Source organism: Brevibacillus fluminis (assembly GCF_003710825.1).
Classification (GTDB): Bacteria; Bacillota; Bacilli; order Brevibacillales; family Brevibacillaceae; genus Brevibacillus_D; species Brevibacillus_D fluminis.
The window spans coordinates 1-17,170 of the sequence record NZ_RHHQ01000002.1 but is presented as its reverse complement, the minus strand read 5'-3'; the positions used below and the strand labels follow the sequence as shown (position 1 = coordinate 17,170).

Annotated in this window: 13 protein-coding genes and 1 pseudogene; 13 read left to right on the top strand and 1 reads right to left on the bottom strand. The window is 53.4% G+C overall.

Going from position 1 to position 17,170, the window contains the following annotated elements:
• Positions 1–66 precede the first annotated feature (66 nt).
• The 3 genes from EDM56_RS00200 (at position 67) to EDM56_RS00190 (ending at position 3,488) form a co-directional block, all read left to right on the top strand.
• Positions 67–1,524, top strand: a complete 1,458-nt coding sequence (locus EDM56_RS00200) for a S41 family peptidase (RefSeq protein WP_122915864.1) — start codon at positions 67–69, stop codon at positions 1,522–1,524.
• A 224-nt stretch (positions 1,525–1,748) separates the two neighbouring features.
• Positions 1,749–2,993 (top strand): PDZ domain-containing protein, encoded by a 1,245-nt coding sequence (locus tag EDM56_RS00195; protein WP_246009204.1) that lies wholly within the window; start codon positions 1,749–1,751, stop codon positions 2,991–2,993.
• Positions 2,994–3,041: 48 nt separating this feature from the next.
• Positions 3,042–3,488: a DinB family protein gene (locus tag EDM56_RS00190; RefSeq protein WP_122915862.1), complete on the top strand. Its 447-nt coding sequence runs from the start codon at positions 3,042–3,044 to the stop codon at positions 3,486–3,488.
• Positions 3,489–3,546: 58 nt separating this feature from the next.
• Here the strand turns inward: EDM56_RS00190 and pdxK are convergent, their stop codons facing one another.
• The gene (pdxK, locus tag EDM56_RS00185; protein ID WP_122915861.1) at positions 3,547–4,362 is read right to left on the bottom strand and encodes a pyridoxine/pyridoxal/pyridoxamine kinase; all 816 of its coding nucleotides are present in this window, start codon (positions 4,360–4,362) and stop codon (positions 3,547–3,549) included.
• 171 nt (positions 4,363–4,533) lie between these two features.
• On the opposite strand from pdxK, the gene EDM56_RS00180 reads away from it, so the two are divergent.
• The 10 genes and pseudogenes from EDM56_RS00180 to EDM56_RS32175 form a co-directional block, all read left to right on the top strand.
• The gene (locus tag EDM56_RS00180; RefSeq protein ID WP_122915860.1) at positions 4,534–5,205 is read left to right on the top strand and encodes a LytTR family DNA-binding domain-containing protein; all 672 of its coding nucleotides are present in this window, start codon (positions 4,534–4,536) and stop codon (positions 5,203–5,205) included.
• Between the two features lie 139 nt (positions 5,206–5,344).
• Positions 5,345–6,865: a succinyl-CoA:acetate CoA-transferase ScpC gene (gene scpC, locus EDM56_RS00175; RefSeq protein WP_122915859.1), complete on the top strand. Its 1,521-nt coding sequence runs from the start codon at positions 5,345–5,347 to the stop codon at positions 6,863–6,865.
• Positions 6,866–7,040: 175 nt separating this feature from the next.
• Positions 7,041–8,798 (top strand): sigma-54 interaction domain-containing protein, encoded by a 1,758-nt coding sequence (locus EDM56_RS00170; RefSeq protein ID WP_246009213.1) that lies wholly within the window; start codon positions 7,041–7,043, stop codon positions 8,796–8,798.
• A gap of 210 nt (positions 8,799–9,008) precedes the next feature.
• A complete protein-coding gene (locus EDM56_RS00165) occupies positions 9,009–10,115 on the top strand; it encodes an S-methyl thiohydantoin desulfurase family protein (RefSeq protein WP_122915858.1) in 1,107 nt (368 codons plus the stop codon).
• Between the two features lies 1 nt (position 10,116).
• Complete coding sequence (locus EDM56_RS00160) at positions 10,117–11,619, top strand: hydantoinase/oxoprolinase N-terminal domain-containing protein (protein ID WP_122915857.1); 1,503 nt, start codon at positions 10,117–10,119, stop codon at positions 11,617–11,619.
• A gap of 41 nt (positions 11,620–11,660) precedes the next feature.
• Positions 11,661–12,731: an S-methyl thiohydantoin desulfurase family protein gene (locus EDM56_RS00155; RefSeq protein WP_246009203.1), complete on the top strand. Its 1,071-nt coding sequence runs from the start codon at positions 11,661–11,663 to the stop codon at positions 12,729–12,731.
• A gap of 13 nt (positions 12,732–12,744) precedes the next feature.
• Positions 12,745–14,301 (top strand): hydantoinase/oxoprolinase N-terminal domain-containing protein, encoded by a 1,557-nt coding sequence (locus EDM56_RS00150; RefSeq protein WP_122915855.1) that lies wholly within the window; start codon positions 12,745–12,747, stop codon positions 14,299–14,301.
• 28 nt (positions 14,302–14,329) lie between these two features.
• Positions 14,330–15,949 carry an ABC transporter substrate-binding protein gene (locus EDM56_RS00145; protein WP_122915854.1) on the top strand — a complete coding sequence of 540 codons (1,620 nt, stop codon included), beginning with the start codon at positions 14,330–14,332 and terminating at the stop codon, positions 15,947–15,949.
• A gap of 14 nt (positions 15,950–15,963) precedes the next feature.
• The gene (locus EDM56_RS00140; protein WP_122915833.1) at positions 15,964–16,989 is read left to right on the top strand and encodes an ABC transporter permease; all 1,026 of its coding nucleotides are present in this window, start codon (positions 15,964–15,966) and stop codon (positions 16,987–16,989) included.
• A gap of 12 nt (positions 16,990–17,001) precedes the next feature.
• Positions 17,002–17,170, top strand: a pseudogene (locus tag EDM56_RS32175) (hypothetical protein); the annotation flags it as partial.

Sequence of the window (17,170 nt, the reverse complement as noted above, 5' to 3'; positions counted from 1 at the left end):
ACCGGGATTGCATAGAATAACTGCATATGTTTTTCACCCGGATTACAAAGGATGGTGTCAAAAAGCATGCGATGGACCGGACGTCAAGTTTTCGTGATGATTCTGCTCTCTATGGTCGTGAGCAGTTTGTTAACATTCACACTCATCAGCAGCGGACAAGCCAGCCCGACAATGCCGGTTGCCGCACAAGCAAATGGTAACGGTGCGTTGCCAAAAGAGGTAGCCAAGCTAAACGAAGCGTACCAGATCGTCAAAGGCAAGTTTATCGATCAGGTGCCCGATGACAAGCTGTTCGAAGGAGCTATCAAGGGGATGATCGGTTCCCTGGATGACCCGTATACTGATTATATGGATCCGGAATCGGCACAACAGCTTCAATCGATGCTCAATTCCACGTTCCAAGGAATTGGAGCGGAAGTGACGCTGAAAAACAATCGCGTCACGATCGTGTCGCCGTATAAAGGATCGCCTGCTGAGAAAGCCGGATTGCTTCCGAATGACCAGATTCTCAGTGTGAACGGGGAGTCACTGGATGGCCTCGATTTGAATAAAGCGGTGCAGAAGATACGCGGTCCGAAAGGGACGAAGGCTGTCCTGAAAGTCATGCGCCCTGGCGTATCAGAGCCTCTCACAGTCGAGTGCATTCGTGACGATATTCCGATCGAAACGGTGTATAGCAAAACCATTGAAAAAGACGGCAAAAAGCTCGGTGTGCTGGAAATCGCGCAGTTCTCGGCAGAGACGGCCGATCATTTCGGCAAGGAGCTGAAAAAGCTGGAAGATCAACATATCGACGGCTTGATCGTCGATGTACGTGGCAATCCTGGCGGTTATGTCGAGGCGGTCAGACAAATCGGCGAGATGCTGATCCCGAACAAAGGCGTCATCGTTCGCGTTGCCTACGGCGATAAGAGCAAGCCGGAAGAAGTCATCAAGTCGACGCTGGATAAACCGAAGCCGTATCCGATCGATGTGCTGATTGACGGCGGAAGCGCTAGCGCCTCGGAGATTTTGGCCGGAGCGATGCGAGAAAGCGGCGGGTACAAGCTTGTCGGGGAAAACTCCTTCGGGAAAGGAACCGTCCAAGCGACCGTTGAAATGCAGGATAAGAGCTTGATCAAGCTGACGATCGCCAAATGGCTCACACCGAAAGGCACATGGATTCATAAAAAAGGAATCGCGCCGGACGAAACGGTGAAGGAGCCAGACTACTTCAAGGTAACGCAGCTTCCACAAGACCAAGTGCTGAAACGGGATATGAATAGTGCAGACGTGAAAAATCTGCAAATGATTTTGACCGGCTTGAAGCTGGGCCCTGTGCGTACGGACGGTTATTTCGATGAGAAAACGGAAGCGGTGATCAAGACCTTCCAAGCTTCGAAAAAGCTGACCCCGACCGGTCAAGTAGACAAAGCGACAGCCAACGCGCTGCAAGAAGCGATTGTCGCTGTGCTGAAAGATCCGGCAAACGACGTGCAGCTGCAAAAAGCGGCTGAAGTGCTTGTGCAGCAATTGAAAAAGTAAAACCAGTTTCTGCTAGAAGGGAATCGCTTTTCCGGTGTAGAAATGGTAACCGCGGGACGAATCGGACCGCGGTTTTTCTTTTATACTATCAGAAATTTTAAGTTCGCTAACGCTTTAAAGGAAGATAGTATAAGTGCAACTAAGGCTCCGCCAAAAGCTTGGCGTAGCCAAGTTTTCTAATGTATGGCGTTTCCAGTTTTTTGAATACAGAGGGGGGTGAACGGATGAATGGTTTGGTGAGCTTTTTTCTGAATCCTGGGTTGTACCTGTTTATCCTTTTTATATATTTGCATTACCGCAAACAGATGGCGTTTGAAAGGCAGCTTTTCTCCGCGCGGATCCAGACGCCTTTGATTCAAACGATGCGTTCGATCGGGATGGGCATCGTGGGCGGGCTGTTCGTGTCCGTCGTCTCGGTTGGTCTCGGTCTAGTCGTACGAGTGCAGGACATGTGGCTGCTGTCGGTGATTGCTTTGATTTTGGCGATTGTCCGAATTCGTTTCCTGTGTCTCGCTTACGCTTCTGGGGTGCTAGGCTTGCTGCATATCATTGCCGGCTGGATGCCAGAGCTTGTCCACGTGCAAGGGCTTGGCGCCGTTTGGCAGGTGCTGCTTGATGCAAAGCCGTTACCACTTTTGGCGCTAGCCGCGATCCTTCACTTGGCGGAGGCGTTTCTGGTGCGTTGGAATGGCGGCAAAGATGCTTCTCCCTTGTTCATGGAGGGGAAGAGGGGGCGGATTGTCGGCGCCTATGAGCTGCATTCCTTCTGGTTTACCCCGCTGGTGCTGTTCGTTGACGTTCCGACTGGATGGAGCGTGTGGCATTCAGCTTTGTTTCCCGGGTGGCCGCTTTTTTCACCGGATGCGGCATCGTGGAGTCTTTTGATGCTACCAGCTGTCACGGGTTATTCCGATTTGACCAAAGCAATGCCGCCCAAGCAGAAGGCAGGCGAGATCGCTTCCCAGCTTGGCCTGTATTCCTTGATTTTGTTGGCATTGGCGTACGGCTCAAGCTGGCTGCCTGGTTTGCTTTTCCTCACTGCCTTGTTCGCGCTGTTTGGGCATGAAGGTATGGTGTTTTACAGCAGATGGCGTGAAAATAAACTACCTCCGTATTACATACAATCGTCGCGTGGCATTAAAGTGATGGCGGTCCTTCCGAATACGCCCGCTGCGGAAATGGGGATTTTGCCGGGCGAGATTATCGTGAAGGTGAACGGCGTCGCCGTCAAAGAGAAGGCACAGCTGTATCCGGCGCTGCAAGTGAATCCAGCGTTTTGCAAGCTGGAGGTGCTTACCCATGGAGGCGAGATCAAATTTTTGCAGTGTGCGATTTATGCGGGCAGCCATCACCAATTGGGGATCATCGTGGTACCAGATGCGGCGACGCAATATTTTATCGATGTGCGCAAAAGCAGCGTGCTGCAGCTGATCAAGCAAAAGATGCAGAAAACCGACATCGGCGCATAGCATGGTTGAAGGCAGTTCGTCTGTAAAATACGAATGGGGGATGAGCGGATGCAAGAAGTGATTGCGAAATTGGAAGGTTTGTTGGCAGACGTACCGAAGCGATTTGTCGAGCTGGACGAAGAGGCTGCTGCGTTGCGTCCGCTGCCGGAAAAGTGGTCGAAAAAAGAAATCATTGGCCATTTGTGCGATTCGGCAATTAATAACCTGCAGCGGTTCATCCGCGCTCAGTTTGAACCGAAGCCGTTTGCGCTGACGCCTTACGCTCAAAATGAATGGGTACTGTCGCAGCGGTATGCCGACATTCCTACCGAAGAGCTTTTGACGCTTTGGGTCAGCTTGAATACGCAAATCGTCCGGGTAATCGGCGGGATTACGGAGGAGCAGCAGGCGTATTTGTGCGTGGTGGGTGACGAACCGCCGTTTACACTCGGATGGCTGATCGAAGACTATGTCGTTCACATGGAGCATCATCTCAAGCAAATTTTTGGGGAATGAGCAAACAAAAAGGACCGTGCAGGATGACTCCTGGCGGTCCTTTTTCATGTGAAGAAGACTACGCTTTTTCCACGTCGCGGTATGCTGCATGGTAAGTCGGGCCAACATATTGGTTAAGCGGGAAGGAGTGACGGATCGCTTCGGTGATGAAAGCTTTCGCTGTCAAAATAGCGTCGCGTACTGGTCTGCCTTTTGCCAGCTCGGCTGTGATCGCTGCGGAATAGGTACAGCCTGCGCCATGTGTGTAAGCTTTTTCGATGCGGTCGCTTTCCAGCAGCTCGAAAGTCGTTCCATCGTACAGAACATCGACAGCGCGCTCATGCTGCAGCTTGCCGCCGCCTTTGACGAGTACGTATTTCGCACCCAGCTCATGGATGATCGCCGCTGCCTCTTTCATTTCATCAAGGGTTTTTGGTGTGCCTTTTTGGCTCAATTGACCTGCTTCAAACAGGTTCGGGGTGACAACGGTCGCTTTCGGGATCAAAACATCACGATAGCTGATCGCAGTTTCCGGATGGAGAGCTTCGTCAGCGCCTTTGCAAACCATGACAGGGTCGATGACGAGGTGTGGCATTTTCAGCTCTTCCATTTTGCGAGCGACGAGTTCGATCAGCTCGCTGGAACCGAGCATCCCTGTTTTGAAGGAATCGATGCCGATGCCGGAGACAACGGTTTCAATTTGCGCTTCAACCAGCTTTGTATCGATCGGGAATACATTATGAAACCAGCCGTTTGCCGGGTCTTGTGCGACGATGACAGTCAAGGCGGTCATACCGAACACTTTGCGTTCTTGGAATGTTTTCAGGTCCGCCTGAATACCCGCGCCTCCGCTAGTATCTGAACCTGCGATTGTCAGGGCTTTATAGATTTTCATGATAAACCTCCCTCAGATAGCCTGTCTACGCTAACAGATTATCGCAAAAAACTTAAAAAGTAAATTCCCTGTGCAGAAAATTCTACTAAATAGATAGGAAATAGATTGGGGTTACCTAATGGGCGATGAAAGAGTTACTATAGAGAGAGAAGAATCGGGGGAGTGATCAGGATGGAGTTGACTTCTGTTCCTGTTATTGTCCAAGCTTTTAGCGAAATGTTACCGCAGCGCGTATCGATCGCGATTACGGATCAATCCAAATATATTTACTATCAACCGAGTGAAAGCATCGACCTCAAGATCAAGCCGGGCGACCTGCTGCGGCAGGGGACAGTCTCGCTGCAGGCGCTGACCGAACGGAAAAAAGTCGCGCAATATGTGGATCGCGACGTATTTGGCGTGCCGTATTACGGCATGTCCATTCCCCTTTTGATGCGTGGCGAGCTGGAAGGGTGTGTCACGGCCATTTTCCCGAAAATCATGCCGTGGGAAGAGGTCAAGCTGCCCAAGCACCGCTTTTTGATCGGCAAGGCGGAAGATCGCTGGGTGCCGTTTTCCTTTGAGCAGATCGCTTATATTTCCGCGGATGAGAAAAAAACGTGGCTTCATACAAAAGATGGCCAGTATCGAAACAAATACAGCCTGTCTGAGCTGGACTTGATTTTGCCGCAAGACCAATTCGTGCGGTGCCATCGTTCCTTTTTCGTCAACGTAAACGAAATCGCCGAAATTCAGCCGGATTTTCACTCTACTTTTATTCTGGTGATGAAGGATAAAGCGGAAAGCCGCATTCCTGTCAGCCAGACGTACGCCAGCCAGTTCCGGGCGCGGTTAGGGTTTTAATCCGTTTTTATGCTGGCTCGGCGCCGGTTTCGCTGGTTCGTCATCTGCAGCGCTGTTTTATCGACTTTGCGGTACTCCTGTGCGGAAGCTGTGTTATTTTTGTCAAAAGTACAAAAATGCGAATGGCAGGTGTGGGTAAATGTTATGTGAGCGCTTACGAGATCAACGTTACCAAGAGAGAATCGTGTCCGCCGAGGAGGCAGCAAGCTGGATTCACGACGGAATGACAGTTGGCCTAAGTGGGTTTACCCGGGCCGGTGATGCCAAAGCAGTGACAATGGCATTGGCAGAGCGCGCCAAACGGGATAATACGCCTTTTAAAATAAATGTATATACCGGTGCTTCCCTCGGTTCCGACGTGGACAAGGTGATGGCGGAAGCAGGGATTGTTCATAAACGTTTGCCGTTTCAAGCGGATTCGGTCATGAGAAGTAAAATCAACCAGGGAGAGATGTTGTTCGTCGATCATCATCTTTCGCATACGGCGGAAGCAGTTCGGGCTCATGTTCTTGACCCGATCGATTTTGCCATCGTGGAAGCAATTGCAATCACCGAGGACGGGATGATCATCCCTACCACGTCCGTCGGCAATTCCAGCATTTTTGTGGAGCAGGCCAAGGCGGTGATCGTGGAGCTGAATATGGCGCAGCCGCTTGCTCTTGAAGGTGTGCACGATATTTACGATTTGGAGGAGCAGGGCCAACGGGAACCGATTCCGTTGACTGCGGTGGATCAGCGCATCGGCCTGCCGGGCATTGAAGTCGATCTGGACAAGATCAAAGGCATCGTCATCACGAACCAAAAAGATTCACCGTCGACGATCGTCCAGCCGGATCAGGAGACACAGCAGATCGCTAACCACTTGATTGCATTTCTGAAGGATGAAGTGAAGAAGGGGCGACTGACCAACTCACTCGCGCCGTTGCAATCGGGGATCGGCTCGGTCGCCAATGCCGTGTTCAACGGCTTCCTCGACTCAGACTTCACCGATTTGCAGGTATACTCCGAGGTGTTGCAGGATGCGGTGTTTGATCTGATTGATGCTGGGAAAATCACGTTTGCATCCGGCTGTTCGATCACCCTGTCGCCTGCCAAAATGGAAGAGGTGCTGGGGAATTTCGATCAATACAAAGACAAGGTCGTGCTGCGTCCGCAGGAAATTTCCAACCATCCGGAGATCATCCGCAGGCTGGGACTGATCGCGATCAATACTGCGCTTGAAGTCGATATTTATGGCAATGTCAATTCCACGAACGTACTCGGCACGCACATGATGAACGGCATCGGCGGTTCCGGCGATTTCGCCCGCAATTCGCGCCTCGCGGTATTCGTCACCAAGTCGATCGCCAAAGGGGGCCGCATCTCCAGCGTCGTGCCGTTCGTGTCACACGTCGATCATACCGAGCATGATGTGGACATCATCGTCACGGAGCAAGGATATGCCGACCTGCGCGGACTGGCACCGCGCGAACGGGCGATGCTCGTGATCGAAAACTGTGCACATCCGTTGTACCGCCAGCAGCTGCGCGAGTATTACGCGGAAGCGCTGTCCCGTGGCGGACATACACCGCATGTGCTGGAAAAAGCGTTTTCCTTCCACACCCGCTTTCGGGAGGAAGGGACGATGCAGGAGCATGCACTCGCAACCCCATCAAGATAAGCAAACATGCACAAAGAAACCTCTGCGATTTGAGCGGAGGTTTTTCTTTTTTTAGGGCAAAGACGGAGGGGTGACAAAAAGTTTGGTGAAACCAAGTTTTTCTCCCACTAGATTCAGTATGCATAAACATACATAATAGAATCATGAGGGAAAAAGAGAGTGGCGGGTGAATGAGATGAATGCGGGTGTTGAAAAAGTAAGGGAGCTGCTTGCCCATTTGACTGAACCGCTTCCGTTTGACGTACATGTTGTGGAGTCACCTTTTTCGGCGGGTGCGAAGGAGAGTTGGCCGACATTGTCGCTACCGCAGGACTGTCTGATCGTGGAGCGGGTATTTGTTTCCGGTGTTTTGTTTGCGGTGAAGGAAAAGAAAAACCATGTCATCTGCATGAACTGTCCGCAACAGCAGGAGTGCGCGGTCACGACGGCGATTTTTTCTCCCGTCCTGACACAGTCTGTCTCCAGTCTGGCGATGATCAGCGTACCTAAAACAGAGGCGCAGCAAACGTGGTTTCAGGAGCGGCTGGAGCAGATGACCGAGCACAGCTATGCGCTCGGCGAGCTGTTAGTCAGCAAGCTCGGTGTCGGACGCAGTACTAAAGAGACGGAACAGTTAAAAAAAGAGATCAGCGCCTTGCTGTCGCTCACATCGGAAGCGGTGCTGGTGGTGGATGCGGAAGGGCAGATTCTTGAATTAAACCAGCCGATGTGCACTTTGATGCAGCAGTCGCGCCTTCAACTATTGGGCGCGAGCCTTTTGCCGCATATCGGGGAGCAGGGGTGGAAGCAGCTGAAGCGCGGCAGAGATTTCGATACGGTCGTTCTGACGCCAGCTGCGTTGCCAGGTAAGAAGGAAAATGTCTGGAAGGTGCGGAGCAAGTCCATTTACGAGACAGATAAATTGACGACGATGATGCTGCACATTACGGAGGGTCCGGCTCCTTCCAAAAAGAAGCTGCAGCAGAAGCGCACGATCTATACGTTTGACGATATCAAAGGAAACAGCCCATCCGTCCGGGCCGTAAAAGAACAGGCGCGCCGAATTGCTTCCGGGGAGACGACGATCATGATCCGGGGTGAAAGCGGGACGGGCAAGGAAGTGTTCGCACAGGCGATCCATTGTGGGAGCCAGCGACATACCGGACCATTTGTCGCGATCAACTGTGCGGCGATACCCGAATCGCTCTTGGAAAGCGAGCTATTCGGCTATGAGGGCGGAGCGTTTACCGGAGCCAAAGGCGAGGGAAAAGCAGGGCGATTCGAGCTGGCGCACGGCGGGACGATTTTTCTCGACGAGATCGGGGACATGTCGCTGCATTTGCAGGCCAAGCTGCTGCGCGTCGTGCAGGAGCGAAAGGTCGAGCGTGTCGGCGGAACCCAATCGCTCGATGTGGATGTGCGGATCATTGCGGCAACGCATCGCAATCTGGAGAAGATGGTGGCGGAGGAAAAATTCCGTGAAGATCTGTATTACCGGCTGAATGTGATTCCGCTCAACATCCCGCCGCTGCGTGAGCGGAAGGACGATGTTCCGATTTTGGTCGAGTATTTCATGAAAAAGCTCTCTCTTGATTTGGGGCGAACGCCGAAGCGCCTGTCACAGCAGGTGCTGGAGCGGCTGCTTGCGTACCGTTGGCCGGGGAACATCCGGGAGCTGGAGAATGTGGTCGAGCATTTCGTTCAGCTGGAGATCGGCGATCTGGTCACGCTGCAGAGCATTCCGCTGCAGCTGCGTGAGCAATCGATGGGACACGCGGAAGCAGAGAGACGGGCGCCGCGCCGGCACAGCAGTGAATCGGAGGAAAAGGAATCGCTGTTGCAGCTGTTGGATCAGTATGGGCGAGACACGGAAGGGAAACGGCAAGTCGCAGAGACGCTTGGTGTTAGTTTGCCGACGCTTTATCGCAAATTGAAAAAATGGCGTTTAAAATAATGATAAAATGCGCAAAAACGTGAAAAAATGAGAGTATTCACCGATATAAACGAAAATTTTGACGAAATTTGCATGATAACAAATGAGAAAAGCAATGAGAAAGAAAATTCGATAAAAATTTTTTGCATAAACATTCACCGCTTTTACCTGCTTATTCAATGGTTGGCATGGTAGTTGCTTATATAGGGATGCACCGAAAGGGGTTACAAAATGGCGTGGAAAATCACCAAAAAGGATATTCCCTATTTCGCGCTTGGCGCCAAGTTTCTTGGCTCTGGCGGAGGAGGAGATCCGTTTACGCTCAGTTCGCTGGTGCAATCGATTATGAGCGATTCGCAGGAGATTGAAATCCTGCCTTTTACCGAAATCGCGCCTAACGATCATATTGTCTGTCTCTCCAGTATCGGCTCGTCTGTGATTTGCGACGAAAAGATGTCTACGGGAGAAGAGGGGCTGCTTGCGCTAGATTGCTATGAAGAAGCGCGGGCAGCGAAAGCCACGGCATTGATCGCCCTCAATGTGGGGGGAGCCAATGCGATGGTCCCTTTCATCGTCGCAGCACAGCGCAACCTGCCGATTGTAGATGGTGACGGTACAGGCCGCACGTTTCCGGAAATACACATGTCCTCCTTTCATTTGATGGGAGTGCAGGCTGGCCCGCTCGCCATGAGCAACCAGCATCGTGAAACACGTTTGTTTGATGAAGTCGATAATCACCGGATCGTCCGTGAAGCCAGGCAGCAGGTTCACCCGATGGGGGGAATCGTGTATATCGCTGGATTCGGAATGGACGGAAGGCAGATGAGCACCGTGATTTTGCCCAGTACACTGCAATTGATTTATGAGCTGGGGCGGATTTTTCTCGAGACGCCAAGCCGGGCAGCGTCCCTGCAGCAAATGCATGCGGTGCTGACCAACTCGATCTTTGGCTCACCGCGTTGTTTGATCCAGGGGAAAATTCGCGGGATCAGCCGTAGATTCCAAAACGGCTTGATCGAGGGACGCTTTGAGATTTTGGGCACGGAGCGATGGGACGGCCAGGTTGTGGAAGTCGGATTCGGCAACGAGTACAACTATGCGCGTAAAAACGACCGTTACTTATGCCTGACGCCGGACTTGTTGCTGGTGCTCGATGAGGAAACGTTTCAACCTTGCATGACGGAAGATTTGCAAGAGGGACGCTTGGTCACGATGTATGGTATCCCTGCCCCCAACGTGCTGCGCACCAGCGACATGCTGGAGTTCGTCGGACCGCGCGCGTTCGGAATTGACGCGGAGTTCATCCCTGTAGAATTTGCTAGCGAGGCTGGTGTTTGAGATGAAGCTGGGGATTGATGTAGGCGGGACCAATACAGATGCCGTGATTTTGTCCAAGGAAGGGCGCTTGCTCGGCCAGGCAAAGCAGGCGACAACGCCGGATATTTTGACCGGCATCCGGCAGACCGCAGCGGGCGTGCTTGTGGAAACAGGCTATTCGCCCGAGCGGATCCAGGGTATTTTTGTCGGCACGACGCAAATGCTCAACGCTCTGTATCAAGGGCGGGGCCTAACCGATACCGCGCTGGTGCGGATTTGTCCCAATCCTTCGCAGATGAAGCCGGGAATCGGCTGGCCGGAAGGAATCGCCCGGCACATCAAGCTGGTGGAGCATTTGGCCGGCGGGGTGGAGCTGGATGGGTCCCGGCGAAATAAGATTGATTTTTCTGGAAAAATTGACAATCTTATCGAAAGGCTGAAAGAGAGCGGCTGCCGGGCAGTTGCGATCGTCAGCACGTTTTCCTCCCTCCATCACGAGGAGGAGATTGAGCTGGCTGCATTGATTAACCGGGCTCTTCCGGAGATGTCGGTAACGCTTTCCCATTCAGTCGGCAGCATCGGCTTTTTGCAGCGGGAAAATGCAGCGCTGCTCAATGCGATGCTATCCAATGTGATGGAAAAAGCCATCGGCGGGCTTTCTACGCTCTTCTCCGAGCTGGGCTTCCGCTGCCCGTACTGGTTCGTGCAAAATGACGGATCGCTCATGTCGCTTGAGAAGGCGCGGGCCTACCCGATTATGACGATTGGGTCCGGCGTCGCCAACAGCTTGCGTGGTGCCTCGTTTCTAACCGGGCTCGACAATTGTGTCGTCGTTGACATGGGGGGAAGTACCACCGAGGTCGGGTTGGTACTGGGCGGCGAGCCGCAGGAGTTGACGCGCAATTCGAAACTGCTCGGCATTCATGTGAATGTTCGCTTGCCGAAGGCCACCTCGCTTGCGTTTGGTGGCGAGAGTCCGATCAACACCATCGATGGTTTGCCGCAGCGGGAGCACAGGCTAACGGATGTGTTTTTACAACTTTACCCGCACACGTATCTGCCCCGCCGTCAGCTTGGAGCGGAAGTTCCGCAGCTGGAGCAGGAGGAAGCGGAGCATGTGATCAAGCATGTGATCGATACGCTACGAGAGACCATTGACCGGGTTCAGCCGGTGAAGGAGCGGTTGCCGATTGTGCTGGTCGGCGGGGGCAGTCCGCTTTTGGTCGATCGGCTGTTTTACAAGTACGGAGAGACGATCCATCCGCCCGGCTTTCAGATTTGCAATGCGGTCGGGGCGTGTATGGCGCCGGTCAGCTGGCAGATTGACCGGATCTATTGGTTGAACGACCGGACCAAGGAAGAGATCGTCGATGAATTGACGCAGGAAGCGCTAATCGAGGTAGAGAGAAGCGGAGGCGTGAAGGATTCGATCCGGCTGGTGCAAGTAGAGGAAATCCCGTTTGACTATTACAAAGGCGAGGTTATCCGTCTGCGCGTCAAGGCGACGGGCGAGCTTCAGCTATAAAAGCAAAAAGCGAAATGGATATACATTCAGGAGGGATGGCTGTGCGCATTATCGACACGCACAATTTGGAAAATATCGCGATGGGAGCGGCCGTTCTAGGAACAGGCGGCGGGGGCGACCCATACGTAGGCAAGCTAATGGCGATGGCTGCGATCGAAAAATACGGACCGGTGACACTGCTGTCTCCAGATGAAGTAGGAGATGACGATTGGACGGTTGCAGCGTCGATGATGGGAGCCCCATCGGTCATGATCGAAAAAATCCCGAGCGGCACCGAGGTGATCCGCGCATTTGAAGCGATCCGCGATTACAGCCAGAAAGAGATCAAAGCGCTTTATCCGATCGAGGTCGGCGGTGTTAACTCGGTTGTTCCGATCGTGCTTGGCGCGATGACCGGATTGCCGATAGTGGACATCGACGGGATGGGACGGGCTTTTCCGGAGGCACAGATGGTGACCTTCCATCTGGCAGGCAAGCAGTCAGCACCGATGTCAATTGCGGATGAAAAAGGCAACACGCTGATCGTAAACGGTACGGAGAGCATCTGGAACGAGCGAATCGGTCGCGCGGCGCTAATCGCGATGGGCGGTTCGGTAATGACCTGCGATTACTTGATGCAAGGCCGTGACTTGAAAGCGTCCGGCATTCACAATACGCTGACGCTCGCGGAAAACATCGGAGAGAAGGTGCACAGCCTGCGCCGTCAAAACCAGAATCCGATTACGGCGCTGCTCGATGTGCTGGGCGGAAAGCTGCTGTTTGAAGGCAAGATCAGCAATCTGCTGCGACGCAATACGGGCGGCTTTACCAAAGGGGAAGCGTATTTTGATGGAATCAATTCCTATCAGGGCAAGCGGGCGATGATCGGCTTCCAAAACGAATTCCTGGTGGCCAAGGTCGACGACGAGATCGTTACGACTACGCCAGATTTGATCACCGCTCTGGATCTGGAGACAGGCTTCCCGATTACCACGGAGGTGCTGCGCTATGGCAGCCGCGTGGCGTTGATCGCCATTCCGTGCGATCCGAAATGGCGGACGGAAAAAGGGATCCAGGTAGCTGGCCCGCGCTATTTCGGCTATGACATAGACTACACCCCGCTATCGGTATAAGGAGGACTTAGTGATGACGTATCGGATTGGAATCGACGTCGGGGGGACTCATACCGACGCCGTGATTTTGGATCAAAACAGTAACCTGGTGGCAAAGACCAAATCAGCGACCACCCCTGACATTGGAACAGGCATCCAAAAGGCGATTGCCGCCTGCATGCAGCAAAGCGGCATCGACCCGGCACAGGTCACGCATGCGATGCTTGGCACCACGCATTGCACCAACGCGATTGTCGAGCGGCACGGCTTGTCCAGCATCGGGGTCGTGCGGATCGGCGCGCCGGCTACGCTGGCGATTCCACCGTTTACCGGCTGGCCGGAAGATTTGAAAAATACCGTGTTTGTCGGCAGCACCATTGTCAGCGGCGGGCATGAGTTCGACGGTCAGCGGATTGCCGCGCTGGACGAAGCGGAAATACGCCGAGCCGGTCGCGAGTGGAAAGGGAAAGTGGCGGCGGTGGCGATCACTGCGGTGAACTCGCCGGTCGATACGGAGGATGAGCTGCGCGCCAAGGAAATCCTCGCAGAAGAGCTGGGCGAAGGCGTCCATTTCTCCCTTTCCTACGAAATCGGCAGCATCGGTCTGCTGGAGCGCGAAAATGCAACGATTCTCAATGCATCGCTTGTAGAAGCGGCGAAGCGAATGGTCGACGGGTTTGAAAGCTCGCTCGCGGAGAACGGCATCGAGCACGCACAAATTTTCCTCAGCCAAAACGATGGCACGCTGATGCGCTCGTCTTATGCGCTGCGTTTTCCGGTGCTGACCATCGCATCCGGTCCGACCAACAGCATTCGCGGCGCGTCCTATTTGACCAATGAGCAAAACGCGCTGGTCATCGACGTCGGAGGTACGACGACTGACATCGGTGTGCTGGTGCAAGGCTTCCCGCGCGAGTCGTCACTGGTGGCAGAAATCGGCGGTGTGCGCACCAACTTCCGCATGCCAGACCTGCTCTCCTTTGGCTTAGGTGGTGGCACGCGCATTCGCGAGATGGGTAAAGATGTGCAAGTGGGGCCGGACAGCGTGGGCTATCAGCTGCCGCAAAAAGGGCTGATTTTCGGTGGCGACACCTTAACTGCCACGGATATTGCCGTCGCTGTCGGACAAGCGTCCCTCGGTGATGCCGCCAAGGTGGACCATTTGCCGAAGCCGGATGTGGAAGCGGCGTACAAACGGATGATCGAGCTGGTGGAAGAAGCGATCGACAAGATGAAAACATCGGCAGACCCCGTTCCTGCCATTCTCGTCGGCGGCGGCAGCATCCTGTTGCCGAATGAGATGGCCGGGGTGTCCAAGGTGATCCGCCCTGCCAACTTTGATGTCGCCAATGCAATCGGTGTCACGATCGCCCAGGTGAGCGGACAGATCGAAAAAATTTACTCGCTAACCGATTGGGGGCGCGACAAAGCGCTGGCGGACGCCAAAGAAACCGCGATCCGCGAGGCGGTAGCCGCAGGTGCGGGCGAACAGAGCGTAGAGATCGTGGATGTGGAGGAAGTGCCGCTCGCATACTTGCCTGGCAATGCCGTGCGCATTCGGGTAAAGGCTGTCGGCGAGCTTTCGGTATAGACAATATAGACAAAAGGGGAGCAATCAGATGAAAAAGGTACTAAAAACCGGCCTGATGATCGGTCTGATCGCAGCGTTGACGGCTTGCAGCAGCCAAAAAGCACCTCAAACAGAAGGTGGCCAAAACGGATCGGCCGCGCCTGCGGAAAACGGGGCTACAGCAGGAGGGGAGCCTAAGGGCGGCATCGCCGTCTATGGCTACCACGACGATACGATGACGTTCTGGGACCCGAGCGACAGCTATTCCAACGAGATTGTCGCGATGAACAATATGTACGAGACGCTCTTGCGCTACAATCCGAAAACAAAAGCATTCGACAAAGAGCTGGCTGAGAACTACACCGTTTCCAAGGATGGTCTGACCTGGACCTTTGATTTGCGCAAAAACGTGAAATTCCACACAGGCGCACCGATGACGGCTGAAAGTGTGAAAAAATCAATCGAACGCACGATCAAACGCGGTAAAGGGGCGTCCTTCATCTGGGATTCCGTGGACAAGATCAATGTCGTGGATGAAGATACCGTCGAGTTCAAGCTGAAATATTCCGCTCCGCTGGATACCGTGGTTTCCTCCGGGTATGCCGCCTTCATCTTTGACGCCGACGCATTGGACAAAAACGGCGATCAATGGGTCAACGAAGGGCACGATGTGGGCTCCGGCCCGTATACGGTGCAAAAATGGACAAAAGGCAGCGAGCTGATTTTGACGGACTATCCTGAGTATTGGAAAGGTTGGAAGACGAACAACTTCCAGAAAGTCGTCTTCAAAACCACACCGGAAGCCAATACCCGCCAGCAAATGATGGAAGCGGGCAAAATGGACTTCACCGACCAAATGCCGATTGAAATGGTCGAGTCCATGAAGCTGAACGGTGATATCGCCGTTGATCAGACTAGCAGCTTCCAGCAGCTGATCATGCAGTTCAACACGCAAAAAGCACCGCTGAACAACCCGAAGGTGCGCCAAGCGCTGGCATATGCGATTCCGTATGATTCCATCGTCAAAGACATCCTCGTGGGAACGGGCGAGCAATCGCGCGGAAACATTCCGAAAGGTCTGTGGGGCTATGACGATTCTTTGAAGCAATACAAATACGATCCGGAGAAAGCTAAGGCGCTGTTGAAGGAAGCGGGTGTCACCGGCGGCAAGCTGACCTTGACCTACTTGTCCGGTGACGAGTTCGAGCGCCGTATCTCTGAGCTCTTGAAGGTGGAGCTGGGCAAAATCGGCTTTGATGTGGAACTGAAAAGCATGCTGTGGGAAGCCCAATGGGATCTCGCGAAGGCGCAAGATCCGGCGAAGCGCCAAGACATCCTCTTGATGTACTGGTGGGCTGACTATGCAGACCCTTACAGCTTCATGAAAAACCTGTACGGCTCTGAAAAAGACATCGTGTTCAACCTGGCATATTTCAACAATCCGGACTACGACAAGCTGATTGAGGAAGCGAAGAAAGTAGCTGGTCTAGACCGTAACAAAGCCATCGCGCTGTACAAGCAAGCACAGGAAATTTTGATTGACCAAGTGCCTGGACTCTCTGTCTACGATGTCGAGTATGTGCGCGTGCGTTCCGCCAAGTTCAAAGGTTATGTCGACAACCCTGCCTATCCGAACGTCGTGTTCTTCTACGATACCTATCGAGAATAAAGGTGTGATCGCTGATGGTTCGCTTCATCATACGACGCCTCCTGCTGGGACTCTTGGTCCTGGTGGGGGTGTCCCTGATAACGTTTTTTATCGCTCGCGTCATTCCGTCAGAGCCGGCAGCCCGTTGGGTGGGAGCGCATGCGACAGCTGAACAAATCCAGGCGGCAAAAATCGAGCTTGGCCTAGATCAACCGCTTTACGTGCAATACGCGACGTACATGAAAGGCTTGGTGACAGGGGATTGGGGCAAGTCTATTCGCACCCACCAGCCGATTTTGGATGAGCTGCTCACGTTTCTTCCCTCCAGCTTGGAGCTGATTTTTGCCGGGATGCTGATCGCGATTATCGTGGGCATTCCGCTCGGTGTGATTTCTGCCGTCAAAAAGGAATCATGGGTCGATCATTTGAGCCGCGGCTTCAGCATCGGCGGTGTATCGATTCCGACATTCTGGCTCGCCTTGATTTTGCAGCTGGTGTTCTTCAAAACGTTGGGCTGGCTGCCGCTTGGCGAACGTGTCAGCACGGATGTGGCGCTGCTGTACCCGATCGAGGAGAAAACCGGTTCATATTTGCTGGACTCCTTGATGCAGGGCAATTGGGACTTTTTCACCGATGCTTTGCTGCATTTGATCTTGCCCGCGCTTGCGATGGCCGCGTATCCGATCGGTCTGGTCACCCGGATGATTCGTTCATCGATGGTCGAGGTCATGGGAGAGGAATATATGCGCGTGCTGCAAGCCTACGGAGTATCGCGCCGTAAACGCGTGTTTCTTTATGCGCTGAAAAATGCGATGTCGCCGACCGTCACGTCCTTGGGTCTGACGTTTGCCTATGCGCTGACGAGCACGTTTCTGATCGAAGCGGTGTTCAGCTGGCCGGGACTCGGCATGTACGCATCTCAGGCGATCCTTTCATCGGATTATCCGGCGGTGATGGGCATCACGCTGCTCGTTACCATTTCGTATATTTTGGTCAATTTGCTCGTCGACATCTTGCTGGTTCTGCTCGATCCACGGATCAAGCTGGGCGAGACAGCGTAAGGAGGGATCTGGATGATAACGTTTTTAAAGACGAACAAACTGGCGCTGACCGGCGTCGTGATCATTGCGATCCTGCTGGTTGTCGCGCTCATCGGTCCGCTTTTGCTGCCGTATCCGCAAGATATTCAACAGGAAGTCCATCTCGAGCAAAAGCTGCTTGCTCCATCGGGGGACCATTTCT

Bases quoted from the DNA above. Each gene is read 5' to 3' on its own strand.
- EDM56_RS00200 (WP_122915864.1), top strand. From the start codon at position 67: ATGCGATGGACCGGACGTCAAGTTTTCGTGATGATTCTGCTCTCTATG.
- EDM56_RS00195 (WP_246009204.1), top strand. From the start codon at position 1,749: ATGAATGGTTTGGTGAGCTTTTTTCTGAATCCTGGGTTGTACCTGTTT.
- EDM56_RS00190 (WP_122915862.1), top strand. From the start codon at position 3,042: ATGCAAGAAGTGATTGCGAAATTGGAAGGTTTGTTGGCAGACGTACCG.
- pdxK (WP_122915861.1), bottom strand. From the start codon at position 4,362: ATGAAAATCTATAAAGCCCTGACAATCGCAGGTTCAGATACTAGCGGA.
- EDM56_RS00180 (WP_122915860.1), top strand. From the start codon at position 4,534: ATGGAGTTGACTTCTGTTCCTGTTATTGTCCAAGCTTTTAGCGAAATG.
- scpC (WP_122915859.1), top strand. From the start codon at position 5,345: ATGTTATGTGAGCGCTTACGAGATCAACGTTACCAAGAGAGAATCGTG.
- EDM56_RS00170 (WP_246009213.1), top strand. From the start codon at position 7,041: ATGAATGCGGGTGTTGAAAAAGTAAGGGAGCTGCTTGCCCATTTGACT.
- EDM56_RS00165 (WP_122915858.1), top strand. From the start codon at position 9,009: ATGGCGTGGAAAATCACCAAAAAGGATATTCCCTATTTCGCGCTTGGC.
- EDM56_RS00160 (WP_122915857.1), top strand. From the start codon at position 10,117: ATGAAGCTGGGGATTGATGTAGGCGGGACCAATACAGATGCCGTGATT.
- EDM56_RS00150 (WP_122915855.1), top strand. From the start codon at position 12,745: ATGACGTATCGGATTGGAATCGACGTCGGGGGGACTCATACCGACGCC.
- EDM56_RS00145 (WP_122915854.1), top strand. From the start codon at position 14,330: ATGAAAAAGGTACTAAAAACCGGCCTGATGATCGGTCTGATCGCAGCG.
- EDM56_RS00140 (WP_122915833.1), top strand. From the start codon at position 15,964: ATGGTTCGCTTCATCATACGACGCCTCCTGCTGGGACTCTTGGTCCTG.